The sequence below is a fragment of the Thermoflavimicrobium dichotomicum genome (assembly GCF_900114055.1).
In the GTDB taxonomy this organism is placed as follows: domain Bacteria; phylum Bacillota; class Bacilli; order Thermoactinomycetales; family Thermoactinomycetaceae; genus Thermoflavimicrobium; species Thermoflavimicrobium dichotomicum.
Genome location: NZ_FORR01000005.1, coordinates 130,549 through 145,784, shown reverse-complemented (window position 1 = coordinate 145,784; position 15,236 = coordinate 130,549). Strand labels below are relative to the sequence as shown.

The following is a 15,236-nucleotide window of genomic DNA, read 5'->3' as shown; positions in this document are numbered from 1 at the left end:
GTGAACCTCCCAGGGATTTTTGCAGGATCAGATGTTTACAGACTTTTTCTGTTTTTGCTACAATAAAAATAGTTGATATTTCGGGTGTTCACACACGGGGTTTGTTGTATCTATAGTGGAATTGAAAGCTAAAGGAAACCATATTCTATTTCCACCAAAACGGTGGCTTTTTTCTTGTAAACAAAAAATAAGAGTCCCCAAAAAATAGGAACTCTCTCCTCAGTTACTATCCACTGGTGGTGTTCCGCCGTGAAATTGACTCCACCTGCGATTATGCCTAGATAAATTAAATTTACTTATTTTCGCTCATTCGCTCAATATATTTGCTTCATTTCTCGCTCATATAGAAGATAAATGAATCATCTGTTTCCTCATAATAGTCCAAATCAACTAATCCGTAGTTTGGAAAGCGTGATTGGTTGCTTAGCGTATGGAATTCGCGTTTTGACAACAGACTCCCATCACCATCAAGTTAAGATCTTTTTATATCCCCAAACGAAAATACATCTTTTCCACAACATAGCCCATTTTTTTAGTCACTTTGGAGTATCCATCCGTCACTTTGCGATACATTGGTATTACCCAAGATGATATGGATAACGTTATTATTAACCTAAATCTTTGAAGTAAGGAAATAACATTAGATCGCTAAATATTATTCAAAGATTCTAATAGAGAAAGGTGAATCGATAGATGGAACAATTTTGTGGGAAAGTGGCTTTAGTTACAGGTGGAGGTTCTGGAATTGGAAGAGCAACTTCATTGGCTTTTGCTAGAAAAGGAGCAAAAGTAGTTGTTGCTGGACGCACAAGAGATAAAATTGAGGAAACCAAAGAAATGATCAAGGAATTGGGTGGAGAAGCAATTGCAGTTCAAGTGGATACCTCCTTCGACGAACAAGTCAAGAAGATGTTGCAAATAACTATTAATCAATTTGGGCATTTGGACTTTGCATGTAACGCCGCTGGAGTAGGCGGAAAATTAGTACCCACCGCTGATGTTACAGAAGACGATTTTGATTTGACTATGGCAGTTAATCTTAAAGGCGTCTGGCTTTGTATGAAGTATGAAATTAATCAAATGTTAAAACAAGGTAATGGTGTGATTGTTGAATATCTCATCTATCAATGGCTTAGATGGTACTCCAAACGCAGCAATTTACGCAGCAAGTAAAAGCGGAGTAATCAGTTTAACCAAATCCGCTGCGCTTGAATATGGCAAATATAATATTCGCATTAATGCGGTATGTCCGGGAGCCATTCGAACACCTATGCTAGAGAAGGTATTTAACGAAACAGGAATTACACAAAGTCAATATGAGTCTCAAATACCAATAAATCGAATTGGTGATCCAAATGATATTGCCCACTCGGTGACTTGGTTGTGCTCAGACGAAGCTAGCTATATAACAGGACACATTATGGTGATTGACGGCGGAGTATCTGCTAGATAACCTGATTTTATCAATAAATCAAATATACTGGGACTTCCCTTTTTTGTAGCTCATATTGGGGTATATTCGAGATATGCACAAAAACGGCACATGACCCCAAATGAACCAAAACGACAAACCGGATACCCCGCGAGGTGGAGCGCAAGCGAAATCTGCGGAAAATCGTGATCGTCTACCTCTTCGTTTACAACGGGCTGAGAGTGTAGAGATGGTGCTCTCAACCGGGATGATGTGGCGATCGGCCAGCGTACTAGAAATGAAGGTGAACCCCATGGATAAATTAAATCGAAAGATTTTGGAGCGTTTACAGCAGGATGGACGGATTACAATCAGCCAACTTGCAAGGGAACTGCATCTTAGTCATCCCAGTGTAGCGGAACGAATTCGCCGTCTTCAGGATAGCGGCATAATTGAACGATTTACAGCTCATGTTCCTCATGAGAAAGTAAATCGCAAAGTGCTCATTATCATTCAAGTGGGAGAATTAAAAGTGCCTTGCAGGGAGTTTGAAATGCAGATTAAAGAGGAGCCTGCCATCTTGGAATGCCATCGAGTGACAGGTTCCTTCAGTTATTTCATCAAGGCAGCGGTACCATCCATAGAAGAGGTGGAACGCCTTGTTGACAAGCTTACCCCAATCAGTAGGGTCTATACTTCCATCGTACTCTCTTCTCCCGTTCCCCACCGGATCATTTTGCCGATAGAAGAAACCCTCGAAGATGTTTAAACTTTTTGATTTAGCCTTGCTTGAAGGTATTGTTTCATGTCCGGTGAATCATTGCTCAGGACCGATCGAATCCAAGCTTCTCGTTCATACCCCAATACATACAGCTCCCAAATACAGAACATTCTTCCGGTAGGAGTCACATTGTGGAACACGATGGATCCTGGAGACGCTATGAAAGAATAATGGTATAACTCATTTTCGTTCCACCACCAGTCTGCAAACAAAAAATTCCCGTCGTCCGCTGCATGGATTCCCATAAAACCCACTCCGTGACGTCCTTCTCCTGTGGCTTGACGGGGAAGGATGGAAGCAATCGTGTCCTTGGCAGCTTTAATAAGAGTCTTGTCTAAATCACGGGAGGGACTGGTAATTCCATATACTTTAATGTTCCAGTCTCCCGGGTTCCACAGCTCTAAAAACATGATGGCCCTTTTTTGATAGGGCTTTATTGCCAATCGTTCGTTTTCCACGTTCATAGGTACTCCTTTCGAGCTTGTAAGTAGGGTGACTTAACCCTAAGGTCGAGCGCAACCGAAATCTGCGTAATATCGTAATCGTCTACCTCTTCGCTTACAAGGAGCTCAGGATAAGATCAGAAAGAGAAGTCATTGAATTACCACTTGTTGTTCCTCCTTTCGCTTTTGAGCTTCATGCGGCAACAAGAAACTAAGAACCACCGCTCCCCCCAACATAATGGTTGCAGTGAGAAACGCGAGACTGTATCCCCCTGTTAAGTCGAACAACCATCCTGGAATGAAAGCACCCAACGCGGAGCCCACCTGATGGCCGAAAGAGAGCCATCCCAAAACTAACCCCACGTTCATCGACTGAAAATATCGGGTTGCTAATAGCGTGGTGGGAGCCACGGTGGAGAAGTCTACCAACCCGAAAAGAATGGAAAAAAGCCAAAGAAAGTACGGCTGATGGATGTAAATCAGGAAGAAGACCGTGATCGCCCGGACGGCATACAAGGTAACTAACATCCACCGATTGCTCCAACGGTCAGCGAAATGTCCCGAGGCCAAGGTTCCTATCACATTGAACAAAGCCAATAGACTTACAGCCGTTCCCGTCGTTGAAGCGGAAAAGCCATGGTCATGGGCAAGAGGAACAAGGTGCGTATCCATTAAGCCCGTAGTCGTAAAGCCGCAAACGAAGTAAGGAAGGATTAGACACCAAAAACCTCGATGTCGCCAGAAAGAGGAGTTGGAACCTTTGATCTTCTCTTTTGTGTTTGTTTTAATGTCTGATTGGTTATCAGAAGATCCTCCATAAGGCTGAAGCCCCATTTCCGAAGGTCGGTTTCTCAGAAACAGCAGAAGAAGGGGGAAAGCCAAAAAAGCAAGGATACTTCCTAAAACGAGGGACGCAGCTTCCCAGCCTTTCTCCTGGATGATCCCCAGAGCCAAGGGCACCATGAAAAACTGTCCAGCTCCAAACCCCGAGGTGATAATGCCTAAGGCCAAACCCCTCTTCTCATTGAACCAATTCGTTACCGCAATGGAAGCCGCAACACTCGATGCCCCTCCAAAACCAATAGAAGCGAGAATACCAAACCAGAGCCACAATTCCAATGGAGTGGATACAGTCACTGTTAAGATAATTCCTATTCCCGCTATTAAGGCACTATAAGAAAAAATCTGGCGAACTCCCCATCGGTCAATTAATTTTCCTACCAAGGGTTGAGTCAACCCATAAACGATAAAACTCAACGTTCCGATAAAAGAAATCATCCCTCTCCCCGTAGACAAGGATTTTTCCCATGGAACAATGAATGCGCCAAACGACAAACGAGCTCCCTGTACCGTTAGAAGGGAGAAAAAGGAGAAGAACAATACCCACCACCCATAGTGTACTTTTCGCATCTCGATCTCCTTTCCAGTCCTTTTCTAACAGAATAAGGGTTATCAAGCCCTGGATTAAATATAAAATTGAATGATTTAGAGGGGTATTACTTACAATTTGTACACAATTATCGTTATATAACTTAAAATAGAAGGATAATGAATAATCTTTTAATTATCATGAAAAGCGACCCCAACTACATAAGGCTGGAACTAAGAAATCAGATTTTCTAAAAGCCCAAAAAGACAAATATATCTATGTATCAGCAACGATCGAAAACATTGGAAACGAATCAGTGAATATATCATTGATGCTGAATTTCAAGCTACAAGACAAGGAGCAGACGGAACCAGCTACAATACAACGATCACAGACAATATGAACGGACAATTCGATGGTGAGTTTGCACCTGGTCGGAAGATGAAGGGTGAATTGATCTTTGACGTTGACAAAAGCGAGTATTACGAATTGATCCTCTCTGAACCATTCAAGAACGGTCAGGTGTTTTGGAAGATCGATGATGTCAATTAAAACGTTTAATCCCCTGGGTTTCGATCCAGGGGATTGTTTTTTATGTATGAACAATAGATGCCCTCTTATTTTTTAAACTGTAATTAGTCCTAACTGTTTTCTAGCTTCTTTTTCAAGCTGGTACAGTCCATCTATATCCCCATATTTGATAGAGTGAAACTTGGAACCTACTCTGACCTCGAGGGGGCATTTGATTGCTTCTGGATGGTTATACCTTTCCCATAGCCATTGGGCTTCATGTCAATATGTGTCTGAAAACTAATTCCAGCATAATAAAGCCCAACTCTTGTTTTTTCCATTTTCTCTACTGGTTCCCCTCCTAATTCCATCTCTCTGAGTTTGACAAAGAAATTGACTGATTTCTCTGGGAATCCTAAGAAATGACCTTTGATTCTATGAAACTCTGGTGAATCCACTTCTAGTCCTTCTGTCTGGGCAATAAAAGCCTGTTTTTGCTCTTCAGTTTGAAAAAACATGTGATTCTTGGGGTTCTTGTCAACCTTCAATATGTATGGGTATTCCCACAATGTCGGAAAGTTACTATTGCCCTTGGTGCTCTTGCTTGTATGGGTGTCTTCCAAATATCTTGAAAAACTCATCCCGCCGTGCATCCGGGCATTCAGAACTTTATAATGTATATGAATATATAAGAACACATCGACTCAGGAGTGGATGTTTATTGAATACAATCCTTTCTCAATTAGAAAATATATGAATAAGTTAGAAGAAAGTGGTTATTTTAATGGATCTGTATTAGTGGGTTATAAAGGAGATATTTTGCTAAGCCGTGGTTATGGTTGGAGTAATATAGAACATGCTGTACGGAATACACCTCAAACTAAATATCGAATTGGCTCCATTACCAAAGGTTTTACAGCCATGGCTATTCTCCAGTTACAAGAACAGGGACTACTTTCGGTGCTAGAACCCATTAGTCATTATCTTCCTGACTTTCCCAAGGGTGACCAAATCACGATCCATCACTTGCTCACCCACACTTCCGGCATTCCTGACTTTGTTAAGTTTCCGGATTATTGGACACGGATTATGCGTTTGCCTTCTACGTTGGATCAAACCATCGATTTATTTAAGAATCTTCCTCTTGAGTTTACACCTGGAGAACGGTTTTCTTATTGTACATCGTCCTATATTTTACTTACAAAGATTATTGAACTACTTTCCAAGCAATCCTATGCCCGTTTTTTAAGTCGGTACATTTTTAACCCGCTTAAAATGAATAAAACGGGAGTAGATAATGGTCGTACCATAGTCAATCATCTGGCTTCGGGATATTCTGTATGGAAAGAGAAAATTCATACAGAACACGTGGATATGTCCATTCCTGTTGGGGGATATGGGATGTATTCTACAGTCGAGGACTTATATCGTTGGGATCAGGCTTTATATACCAATAAACTCGTATCATATGAGTCACTCCAATCCATGTTTACTCCTTATCAGGCAAACTATGGTTACGGATGGGCTATTCAACAGATGGAGATCGGTAACAAAAATCATACTTGTATTAGTCATTATGGGGATATCAATGGTTTCTGCGGAAATATTCTTCGATTCGTAAACGATCATCTTACAGTTATTGTATTGAGCAACCTAAATATTACTCCTGTAACCTGGATTGGCAAAAATCTGGCCAGTTTATTTTTTGGTGTACCAGTCTCATTTCCTGAATTAGCGACACCCATTGATCTAAGTGAAAGGGAAGTCCAACGCATCACTGGAACATATCACATAGAAAACTCTGAAAGAAAATTAACAATTACCCATGAAGAAGGACAATTATATATTCGTGTGACTAAAATGCATGGCGCTCCTTTTCAATATCCCATACACCCTGTATCTATCACTGAAGATTACATCCGGTGCAGAGCTGAATATATCGATGAGACATTGGTATTTCATATAAACCAAACTCCCACTCAATTAATGTATAGAGAGATGGATCAGACACATATTGCCTTTCAATTAAGCTAAGTAGGGGTGACGGGTAGGACAGGCTCCTTTCAGTCTATCTCTAAAAAGTAGTACCACCAGTGTTTAAACTGACACTAGAGGCAAAGTATATGTTATACCTTCAGATGGGAGTCAGGATATTGAGTCAGAGACTTACTATAGTTTTCCTTCGCCTAACTCAAGATAAACATCTGCTCCTTCGAACGCACTGCGATTCTTTTGAGTTTTCTCTGAGAAAAAACGCATCATAGTAGACTTCCCTAAAGAATCACTTCTGAAAGGCTTATTTCGCGGGATGCTTAGCGTATGAAATCCGAGTTTTTCTGTTCAGTCCTCAATGAATTTTATATCTATAATCATTAAAATCTTTTTACCTGATCTGTACAAAAAAATAAAAATTCAGATCAGAAAATAAAACCCCCTGCCCCATCTTTTAGAACAATAGACGGTAATCGACTTTAAGGAAGAAATGAGGGCTTGATGATCTAACTTAATCGTTCCAATCTCTTTAGGGAAATAACATATTGACAATCCAGGAAAGACTTCACTTCAAAAGGTGAACCTTTGTCACTTAGCCAAATATTGTTGCTAATAACCGATCAATGCTCGTTCCATATATCTAAACAATAAAAAAAGACAGCAAATTCGCTGACTTTATGGCTGTTTGACTTTTAAGGGACCAACATTCTCTAATTTCAGACCCTTTGCGGGTAGCTCTTTTTTATTATTGAACATAAATTTAACTTGGTACCGTCGGTCGTGGCTGTGGCCTTGAATTGGTACGTTGGCTGAAGCCGGGTGAAGTCGTCGAGCTGGAGATTGAGGGAATCGGCGTGCTCCGTAACCGGGTAGTGCATCCGGAAAACCGGCGAACATTGGTTAGGGTGATCAGACAACAGGTGACGGCGGCGCCGACCAACATGGCGACCAACATGGCATCGAGGTCGGTTCCCATGCCTGGAATCACCTCTTTGAAACCGGTTCCGCCAGACGGCGGATGAACTTCTCCGTTTCCCCCTTGATAATCTCCTTGTCATTGTCGAGGGTGGCCACATGGTAGGAGTCGTGCAGCTCTGCCAATCTCTTGTCGTTGGTCGGAAGATAATCATGGATATAGTGGGAGTTGGACGGGGGAACCACATGGTCCTCCGTGGAAACGAAAATCAGGGCGGGACAGGAGATGGAAGGCACTTTTTTCTTGGTAGCCGCCATAAACTTGACAAGTTCCCGAACCGACTTCAGGGGTGTTTTTTCATAGGCCAGTTCTTTCACACCCGGCGCCTTGATATCCGAGCCGATGGCATCCAAAAAGCGTGGCTCCTCCATTTGCGCCACTTTCTCCAGTTCCTCCATGAACAAGGCGGCATTGATCAACACAATGCCCCGAGTCTCCGGATACTTGTGTGCCAGATGGAGGGCCAGCGTCCCGCCCATGGACAAACCGACCACAAAAACACGGGAACATTTCTCCCGCAACATCAGATACCCCGCCTCGGAAGAAGCGATCCAGTCCTCATAAGTTGTCCCCTCCATCTCTTTATAGTGAGTTCCGTGACCTTTCAGACGGGGGCCGTAAACGGTGAAACCGCATTGGGCCAAGTGCTCCCCCAGCTCCCGCATGCTTTGAGTGGTTCCGGTAAATCCGTGCTGAACCAACACACCCACATCATTACCCGGAATATAGAAGGGTTCCGCCTCTTTCATCACCGGATAGGATTCTATCACCGCACGCGCGACCTCCTTTATGAATTTTTCCTCTTTTCATTATATAATTACCCGGGAAAGGCGTAAGTACAACAATTCAAAGAAATCAATGAAACAAAAAATACGATGGGTTTTATCCTCTTGTCTACTTTACCTCACAGAAAATGTTCGCTTATGTATATTAGCGAACATTTTAGCGGTGAAGAACTAGATAAGCGCTTATTTCAAAAAGAGTAGTTGCATCCATAATAAGTACTATGGAATATTACAGCAGACATGAGTTAACCGATTATTAATACAACTCTATAATAAGAAAGTGCCAAAAACGGCACTTTCTTATCACTGGGTCTTTTTCATCAGTATCAAACCAATGTGAGAAGGTGCTTCTTAGCATCATATTCCACCAAGTCCTTGCCATTTTTCACTCTATGCAAAAAGTCCGGATTAGCGATTAACGGACGACCGAACGCTGCTACGTCGATAGTCCCTTCTTCCAAAGCTTGTTCGGCAGTTACGGGATCCAGATTACCAACGCCTACAATGACACCATCCCAGTATTTGCGTACCAGTTGGTGCATGGTTTTTCCGTTAGCAAGTACTTGGGTAAAATTCATCGTAGACGGATGAATCATGGTGACGCCTACTTCTTTAAAAGCTTCCATAAAGGTATGAATGGCCGCTTCTGGATCTTCCCACATATAATAAGGATTATCCACCTTCAAAGCTGAAAAGCGGATCAACGTCCGTTCAGTCCCAATGGCATCGATAACCGCTTTGGTTACTTCCTTCATGAAAGTAAGACGCTGAGCCAAATCCCCGCCATAACGGTCGGTTCGCTTATTGGTAATGTCAGAGTTGAACTGGTCGATTAAGTAACCATGAGCACCATGTATTTCTACTCCATCGAAGCCAGCAGCCATGGCATTTTTCGCAGCCTGTGCATATTGGGATACCACTTCCTGGATATCTTCTACAGACATCTTCTCAGGTACATCATATGGCTTGCGGAAACGAGGAACAACTCCTTCAGCTTGGATGGCGGATGGGGCTTGCGGTGGAAATCCACCCGTCAGTTCATGATGGGTCAGGCGCCCAACATGCCAGATCTGGCAAATAATCGTGCCACCCTCTTTATGGACAGCCTCGGTCACTTTTTTCCAAGCTTCCACTTGTTCTTGTGTGTAAATGCCTGGTACACCCGGATTCCCTTTTCCTCTGGGACTAATTACAGTTCCTTCGGTAATAATGAGACCAATCCCATCTGCCGCTCGTTTTCGATAATATTCCACTACGTCGTCGCCTACTATTCCTGTTTTGTCATCTGCAAAACAGCGAGTCATTGGAGCCATCGCCGTTCGGGTACGGAGGTTCCAAGCTCCAATTTTGGTCGGTTCGAAAAGCTTGCTTTTTACATCACTCATTCGTTTCCCACCTCATGTATCTGCGATTGAATTCATGCGTCTATCTCGGAAATGAATATCATTTACACTTACACTGTTTAATTTTTTCCAAAACTAAACTGATCGCAAGGTCTTTTTGTAAACCCTCCAGGGATTTTTGCAGGATCGGAGTTTATAGACTTTTTCTGTTTTTGCTACATTTCCTCAACCTTTCAGGAGACGCCGATCGATATTTTCTTGCATCAGTCGCGCGATTTCCTGCGAATCGTACCTCTCTTCCTTTTTCATGTGCCGTACCGTCCGTTGTTGCCGATCAAGCGGGTGGTGCTGGTTCAGCTTCCATTTCCCCTGGATTTCCATGATGTGAATGCGAAACCCTTTGATCCCCTTCATTAACTACATAGTATCATCTTTTTACAAGAAGATCAGCAATAGATGTTTCCTAGATGACTCCTTTGACACTCCACACGGCTTAAGCCGTTGGATTCTTGGGTCGCTAGCGTCCGCAGTCTGTTTCCGTTTTGGACAACGCCCAGTTTAGACGTACACAGGAACATTCGACCTACTACCAGTAGGATGAGCACCGCTCATATGTTTGATTATACCGCAGAAGTGAAGTTCTACGATGAAAAATTCCTTAGCGCAGGTTTGCTGCAAAATGATGTCAGTACCCCATATAGAGAATTGAATATCTAAAGCTGATCTCTCTAAGAAAGAGGTCATTAATCTTCCAAAAAGTTGATAAAACGACCTATCTTTAACTCATTTGCTTTTTGATAAACTAGCCAAGCAGCAGCCAGATCTTGAAAAGCAAGTCCAACAGCTCCATAGATGGTAATTTGCTCAGAACTGGTTCTTCCTACTTTATCTCCACTGATCACTTCCCCTAATTCAGCATGTATATGGTTCTGATCCAAACCGGCACCACCAATGGCACCCATATGAACGGCTAAGTCTCTGTCATCACATACAAACAAGGCTTGTTTAATTAAACCAGCATCTATTTCGCATTTTCCTGGCTCATCTGGTCCCAATGTCGTGATATGAGTACCTGGCTGGATCATGCCAGAGAAAATAAACGGTTCTCTTGCCCAAGTGGAGGTTATGATGATCTCTGCTGTTATCAAGGCTTCTTCTAACGATTTAACCGGTAAAATTTCTATTCCAAGTTCCTCCTCCATTTGCTTAGAAAAACGAAGAGATTGACTATAATGAATGTCATATACAAATACTCGATTGATTTGGCGTAGTGCCATAAGAGATTTCAATTGTAAAGTTCCTTGAGCACCTGCTCCCACAATAGTAACCACTCTTGCTTCAGGGCGAGCTAGAAGATGAGTACCCAATGCACCTGATAATCCAGTACGTACCGCTGTAATATAAGTAGAATCCATGATAGCTAAAAGAGAACCAGTTTCTAGATCATGGAGATGGATGGTACCTTTGATAGCGGGCTGTTGATCTGGAAACTTTGCATGAACTTTAACGGAATAAGCTGGTATGTTAGAAATTAAACCAGGAAATAAGATCATGGCGCTATTCTGATCACCACATGGAAGAGTAGAACGAGCACGTTGAGCTGAGACAGTTCGATATAAAGAGTAGGACTTAAAAGCTTCTTTCAAAACAGGCAGCAATTCTGAAATAACTAATAATTTTCTTACTTCAGCTCGGGTAAGTAGTAATGTCTTCATACACTCAACTTCTTTCCTTTGAATTTCACTATGAATATGGAGGTCTCCAGCTAGATTCCCATCCTTTTCACAGCAAAATGAAGGTTCTTCACAGCGAAGGTGATGTGTCGAATCAAAGCATGAGTAAGCTCCTACCTGGATGTTTGGGAATTATTTTTAAATATATTAAAATGATATAGGACTACTAGCAAGTAGAGCCAATAGTAGTATCAAAATGAACAGAATGTCTTAATAGGGTAAGATCCCATAGACGATAGCATCAAAAAAGACTCTCACTTTACCAATATAGACACCAAGCAAGAGTCTAATTTTTTTGGTCTTCATTTCTCACTGAATCTGTCTTTAGACAAATTCGAGTTCAGTTACTAGTCCTATCTTTTTGAAATGAATTCTCTTGAAAGGATCATTTATTCCAAATAAAAGTGAGTTTATACAGGAAACTCAAGATTACACGTTCATATTCATCCTGATCCTCGTTGATGGCTAACCTATATGCTGGATAAGGTTCAAAATTCATGAATTATCTGCTCCTTCACTTCTTCAATGGGAAACTGCTGAGGATAGGCAGATATCATCAACATGCCCCCCTGAAGCACATGCACAGATGAAAAGTATAACGACCGTTTTCTTGGCTCCTTTACTCCCAGTTTTTCGAACATCTCACATTGTAATTCGAACTGTCTAGCAGATTCTTCATTAAGCAATTTGCTATATTTCTTCAACACTTGCTCCGCTTCTGGCTGAGTTTGCAAGTGCAGATAGAACCGGGAATACATCAGGCTTTTGACGGGCATTATCGATAGCGCCCTCTACAATATACTTCATGACAGGTCGCCCAGTTAAGACATATCTGAAAGAATCCGGTCAATGACGCTTTTGAGCAGCTATCGATACTCCCTGGCCATCTTCAAATGTTCCAGCTGCCGCTATTTGGATCAATACCTCAAGATGAACATATTGCTTCAGCTTCTTTTTAAATTCGAGTTGGTCATCATGAGGCTGCCGAAAAGAAATTTAGAGAAAAATGGTCCAAAGAGACAGAAAAATGGATCAAAGGGAATGAGGCAAGTATACAGGCTTCCGCACACGCTACAGAAATTTATGAGCATGCTAATTTCACAGGTTGGCGGGAGGTAATTCCGGTAAATGAAATGGAAAAATGACTTGAGGCGCCACTTAGGGAACTCAAGCCATTTCGTGTTTATTCAGGAAACTTCAGGATGACACGTTCCATGTAGACGGACTGTTCAAATCCTTATTCGTATCCTCCACTTTTTTTGGTACCTCATTTTCTACTTGCTCACTCTTGCTGTTGAAGCAAGAGTTTTTTACATGCTCCCTTTACTTCTTGGCTAAATATTTACGAATATCAAAAGCCACTGCAACCACGATAATGAGCCCTTTAATGATGAGTTGCCAGTATGGATTAACACCAATAAAAGTTAAACCATAATTGATGACACTGAAAATAAGAACACCGGTTACGACCCCAGCTACGGTTCCTACCCCACCTGAGGTAGATACGCCTCCGACGACACAGGCAGCAATGGCATCCAATTCATACATGTTTCCGTAGTTATTGGTGGCACCACCGGTTCTCGCTGCTTCAAGAACGCCGCCTAAACCATATAAAGCTCCGGCAATGGCATAAATAATGATTAAGTTGAGTGCTACATTAATACCTGATACTTTAGCTGCCTGAACATTTCCACCAATCGCATACATATTCTTGCCAAAACGGGTTTTATTAAAAATGACCCAAACAATCACAGCGATGATAATAGCTATGATAACGACATAAGGAATGGAATAAGGACCACTGCCAATCGCCCCTGTCCCTAATTCGCTGAAATCAGAACGCAATCCTCCGATCGGTTGGGAGTTGTTGGGAGGGAGATCAAAGTAAATCGAGTTTAATCCATACACTGCCACCATGGAACCAAGCGTTGCAATGAATGGTGGGACACTTAGTTTGGCAACAACAAATCCATTAATGAAACCAATGATAAGACCCGCCAGAATCGCAAGCAGGATGGGTAACCAAAGTGGCAAAGATGGCAAGTCAGGGAAAAACTTTCGTGAATATCCATCTAACTGCAGCATGGATGCAGAGAGTACAGCCGTTAATCCAACCACACGACCCGCTGACAAATCCACGCCTCCCGTTATTAAAACAAAGGCTGCACCGAGCGCGATGATGATCCGCGTAGAAGATTGCAGCAAAATATCACGAAGGGTAATAATCGATATAAAATTGGAGTCATATAAGGCGATGCCTACAATGAGAGCTATCAATACGATATAAATTGCATTTTGCACAAAAAAATTCTGTATCTTTTTCGCATCAAGCTGTTTCATCACGCAAATCTCCTTCCCTGTCAGACCATGTACTTAGTAGCCAGTTTCATAATTTTTTCTTCAGTAGCCTCATAACTTTCGAGAATTCCAGAAAGTTTACCATCGGACATAACCATAATCCGGTCAGACATTCCAAGTAACTCTGGCATTTCAGAAGAAATCATGATAATCCCTTTGCCTTGTTTGGCAAGCTCTACAATCAAGGTATAAATTTCAAACTTTGCTCCAACATCAATCCCTCTCGTCGGTTCATCCAACAGCAAAATCTCTGGCTCAATTAATAGCCATCGAGCAAGCAATACTTTTTGTTGATTTCCGCCAGAAAGGTTTTGTATCGCTGTTTTATATGAAGGCGTTTTTACTTTCAGCTTGTTTATACTCTCATTCGTATCATTTATTCTCTTTTTATCATCGAGAAGGAAATAGCTTTTTTCGTAACTCGCTTGATTCGCAATCGTTGTATTTTCTAAAACCGATAACATTGGAAAGATACCAGTCGCACGACGTTCCTCCGTTAATAGTGCCATCTTGTTTTTCTTGGCATCTACTGGAGAATGAATCTGAACCTCTTTATCGCGAATGAAAATTTTGCCACTTTTAATTTTGCGCAAGCCAAATAAGGATTCGACTAATTCTGTTCGTTGTGCACCAACCAGGCCACCAATCCCCAGGATCTCACCCTTTCTGAGTTCAAACGATATATTTTGAAAGGAATGTGGAGAAGCAGAGGTTAATTCTTCTACGCGTAACAGTACTTCGCCTGGAGTATTCGTTCTCTCAGGGAAACGTTGACTAAGGTCACGCCCTACCATTCTAGAAATAATGATATCCGTGGTCAGTTCGGAGGCAGGCCATGTGCCGATTCGTTTTCCGTCTCGCATAATGGTGACTTCGTCAGATATTTGAAGAATTTCTTCCATCTTGTGCGAAATATAGATAATCGCTACTCCGCGACTTTTCAGCTTGCGGATAATCTGAAATAATTGTTCAACTTCATTACTGGTCAATGATGATGTAGGCTCATCCATGACTATGATTTGGCTATTAAAAGAAACCGCTTTTGCAATTTCGATCATTTGGACTTTTGATACAGACAAGTTGCCTACGATAGCCTGAGGATCCATATCCATTTCCAAATCTTCAAAGAGTTGCAGAGAATCCTGGAGCATTTTTTTATGATCGACAAACTTTAGAAAGCCGATTCGTTTGGTTGGAATTCGCCCGACCCATAGATTTTCCATCACGCTTCGATATGGAATGGGGTTAAGTTCCTGATGAATCATAGAGATTCTATGATTTAAAGCATCTCTGGGATTCTCTATATTTACTTTTTCTCCATTGACGATAATCTCACCAGCATCTGGCTTGTAAATGCCGAACAAACACTTCATCAGGGTTGATTTGCCAGCTCCATTTTCCCCCATTAAAGCATGAACGGTTCCTGGACGAACCTGTAAAGTAACATCATCAAGTGCTTTCACGCCAGGAAATTCTTTCGATATATGCTTCATCTGTAATACAAACTCATGATTGGCCATCGTTACGACTCCCCT

General features: G+C 41.9%; 13 protein-coding genes and 3 pseudogenes. 6 read left to right on the top strand and 10 right to left on the bottom strand.

Annotated features, from left to right (window positions below):
• The first annotated feature begins 693 nt into the window (after nucleotides 1–693).
• From BMZ78_RS19115 to BMZ78_RS07485, 3 genes are all read left to right on the top strand, one after another.
• Nucleotides 694–1,173, top strand: coding sequence for an SDR family NAD(P)-dependent oxidoreductase (locus tag BMZ78_RS19115; RefSeq protein ID WP_245739775.1), 480 nt, complete (start codon nucleotides 694–696; stop codon nucleotides 1,171–1,173).
• Nucleotides 1,109–1,453 carry an SDR family NAD(P)-dependent oxidoreductase gene (locus BMZ78_RS19110; RefSeq protein WP_245739774.1) on the top strand — a complete coding sequence of 115 codons (345 nt, stop codon included), beginning with the start codon at nucleotides 1,109–1,111 and terminating at the stop codon, nucleotides 1,451–1,453. The genes BMZ78_RS19115 and BMZ78_RS19110 overlap by 65 nt, the downstream gene beginning before the upstream one ends.
• A gap of 100 nt (nucleotides 1,454–1,553) precedes the next feature.
• Complete coding sequence (locus tag BMZ78_RS07485; RefSeq protein WP_245739773.1) at nucleotides 1,554–2,180, top strand: Lrp/AsnC family transcriptional regulator; 627 nt, start codon at nucleotides 1,554–1,556, stop codon at nucleotides 2,178–2,180.
• On the opposite strand, the gene BMZ78_RS07480 is transcribed toward BMZ78_RS07485, so the two are convergent.
• On the bottom strand, nucleotides 2,177–2,656 hold the full coding sequence (locus BMZ78_RS07480; protein WP_093229231.1) for a hypothetical protein: 480 nt from the start codon (nucleotides 2,654–2,656) through the stop codon (nucleotides 2,177–2,179). The genes BMZ78_RS07485 and BMZ78_RS07480 overlap by 4 nt on opposite strands.
• 129 nt (nucleotides 2,657–2,785) lie before the next feature.
• On the bottom strand, nucleotides 2,786–4,045 hold the full coding sequence (locus BMZ78_RS07475) for an MFS transporter (protein WP_093229230.1): 1,260 nt from the start codon (nucleotides 4,043–4,045) through the stop codon (nucleotides 2,786–2,788).
• 212 nt (nucleotides 4,046–4,257) lie between these two features.
• Here BMZ78_RS07475 and BMZ78_RS19575 point away from each other — a divergent pair.
• Both BMZ78_RS19575 and BMZ78_RS19570 read left to right on the top strand, forming a co-directional pair.
• Nucleotides 4,258–4,407, top strand: a pseudogene (locus BMZ78_RS19575) (DUF4352 domain-containing protein); the annotation flags it as partial.
• Nucleotides 4,404–4,556 (top strand): DUF4352 domain-containing protein, encoded by a 153-nt coding sequence (locus BMZ78_RS19570; RefSeq protein WP_093229227.1) that lies wholly within the window; start codon nucleotides 4,404–4,406, stop codon nucleotides 4,554–4,556. The pseudogene BMZ78_RS19575 and the gene BMZ78_RS19570, both read left to right, overlap by 4 nt.
• A gap of 167 nt (nucleotides 4,557–4,723) precedes the next feature.
• On the opposite strand, the gene BMZ78_RS07460 is transcribed toward BMZ78_RS19570, so the two are convergent.
• Nucleotides 4,724–5,155, bottom strand: coding sequence for a hypothetical protein (locus BMZ78_RS07460; RefSeq protein ID WP_093229225.1), 432 nt, complete (start codon nucleotides 5,153–5,155; stop codon nucleotides 4,724–4,726).
• A gap of 112 nt (nucleotides 5,156–5,267) precedes the next feature.
• Here BMZ78_RS07460 and BMZ78_RS07455 point away from each other — a divergent pair, with 112 nt between their 5' ends.
• The gene (locus BMZ78_RS07455) at nucleotides 5,268–6,548 is read left to right on the top strand and encodes a serine hydrolase domain-containing protein (RefSeq protein WP_175482351.1); all 1,281 of its coding nucleotides are present in this window, start codon (nucleotides 5,268–5,270) and stop codon (nucleotides 6,546–6,548) included.
• Nucleotides 6,549–7,490: 942 nt separating this feature from the next.
• Here the strand turns inward: BMZ78_RS07455 and BMZ78_RS07440 are convergent.
• The 7 genes and pseudogenes from BMZ78_RS07440 to BMZ78_RS07405 all read right to left on the bottom strand — a co-directional run bounded on the left by BMZ78_RS07440 (nucleotide 7,491) and on the right by BMZ78_RS07405 (nucleotide 15,221).
• The gene (locus BMZ78_RS07440) at nucleotides 7,491–8,252 is read right to left on the bottom strand and encodes an alpha/beta hydrolase (RefSeq protein ID WP_175482350.1); all 762 of its coding nucleotides are present in this window, start codon (nucleotides 8,250–8,252) and stop codon (nucleotides 7,491–7,493) included.
• Between the two features lie 341 nt (nucleotides 8,253–8,593).
• Nucleotides 8,594–9,640 (bottom strand): annotated as a pseudogene (locus BMZ78_RS07435) (alkene reductase); the annotation flags it as partial.
• 195 nt (nucleotides 9,641–9,835) lie between these two features.
• Nucleotides 9,836–10,024, bottom strand: coding sequence for a hypothetical protein (locus BMZ78_RS07430; protein WP_093229217.1), 189 nt, complete (start codon nucleotides 10,022–10,024; stop codon nucleotides 9,836–9,838).
• Nucleotides 10,025–10,353: 329 nt separating this feature from the next.
• Nucleotides 10,354–11,325, bottom strand: coding sequence for an ornithine cyclodeaminase family protein (locus tag BMZ78_RS07425; protein ID WP_093229216.1), 972 nt, complete (start codon nucleotides 11,323–11,325; stop codon nucleotides 10,354–10,356).
• A 506-nt stretch (nucleotides 11,326–11,831) separates the two neighbouring features.
• Nucleotides 11,832–12,150 (bottom strand): annotated as a pseudogene (locus BMZ78_RS07420) (TetR/AcrR family transcriptional regulator); the annotation flags it as partial.
• Between the two features lie 516 nt (nucleotides 12,151–12,666).
• Nucleotides 12,667–13,683: a galactose/methyl galactoside ABC transporter permease MglC gene (mglC, locus tag BMZ78_RS07410; protein ID WP_093229213.1), complete on the bottom strand. Its 1,017-nt coding sequence runs from the start codon at nucleotides 13,681–13,683 to the stop codon at nucleotides 12,667–12,669.
• Nucleotides 13,684–13,703: 20 nt separating this feature from the next.
• Nucleotides 13,704–15,221 carry a sugar ABC transporter ATP-binding protein gene (locus BMZ78_RS07405; RefSeq protein WP_093229211.1) on the bottom strand — a complete coding sequence of 506 codons (1,518 nt, stop codon included), beginning with the start codon at nucleotides 15,219–15,221 and terminating at the stop codon, nucleotides 13,704–13,706.
• Nucleotides 15,222–15,236 lie beyond the last annotated feature (15 nt).

Bases quoted from the DNA above. Each gene is read 5' to 3' on its own strand.
- BMZ78_RS19115 (WP_245739775.1), top strand. From the start codon at position 694: ATGGAACAATTTTGTGGGAAAGTGGCTTTAGTTACAGGTGGAGGTTCT.
- BMZ78_RS07485 (WP_245739773.1), top strand. From the start codon at position 1,554: ATGAACCAAAACGACAAACCGGATACCCCGCGAGGTGGAGCGCAAGCG.
- BMZ78_RS07480 (WP_093229231.1), bottom strand. From the start codon at position 2,656: ATGAACGTGGAAAACGAACGATTGGCAATAAAGCCCTATCAAAAAAGG.
- BMZ78_RS07475 (WP_093229230.1), bottom strand. From the start codon at position 4,045: ATGCGAAAAGTACACTATGGGTGGTGGGTATTGTTCTTCTCCTTTTTC.
- BMZ78_RS19570 (WP_093229227.1), top strand. From the start codon at position 4,404: ATGAACGGACAATTCGATGGTGAGTTTGCACCTGGTCGGAAGATGAAG.
- BMZ78_RS07460 (WP_093229225.1), bottom strand. From the start codon at position 5,155: ATGAGTTTTTCAAGATATTTGGAAGACACCCATACAAGCAAGAGCACC.
- BMZ78_RS07455 (WP_175482351.1), top strand. From the start codon at position 5,268: ATGAATAAGTTAGAAGAAAGTGGTTATTTTAATGGATCTGTATTAGTG.
- BMZ78_RS07430 (WP_093229217.1), bottom strand. From the start codon at position 10,024: ATGAAGGGGATCAAAGGGTTTCGCATTCACATCATGGAAATCCAGGGG.
- BMZ78_RS07425 (WP_093229216.1), bottom strand. From the start codon at position 11,325: ATGAAGACATTACTACTTACCCGAGCTGAAGTAAGAAAATTATTAGTT.
- mglC (WP_093229213.1), bottom strand. From the start codon at position 13,683: ATGAAACAGCTTGATGCGAAAAAGATACAGAATTTTTTTGTGCAAAAT.
- BMZ78_RS07405 (WP_093229211.1), bottom strand. From the start codon at position 15,221: ATGGCCAATCATGAGTTTGTATTACAGATGAAGCATATATCGAAAGAA.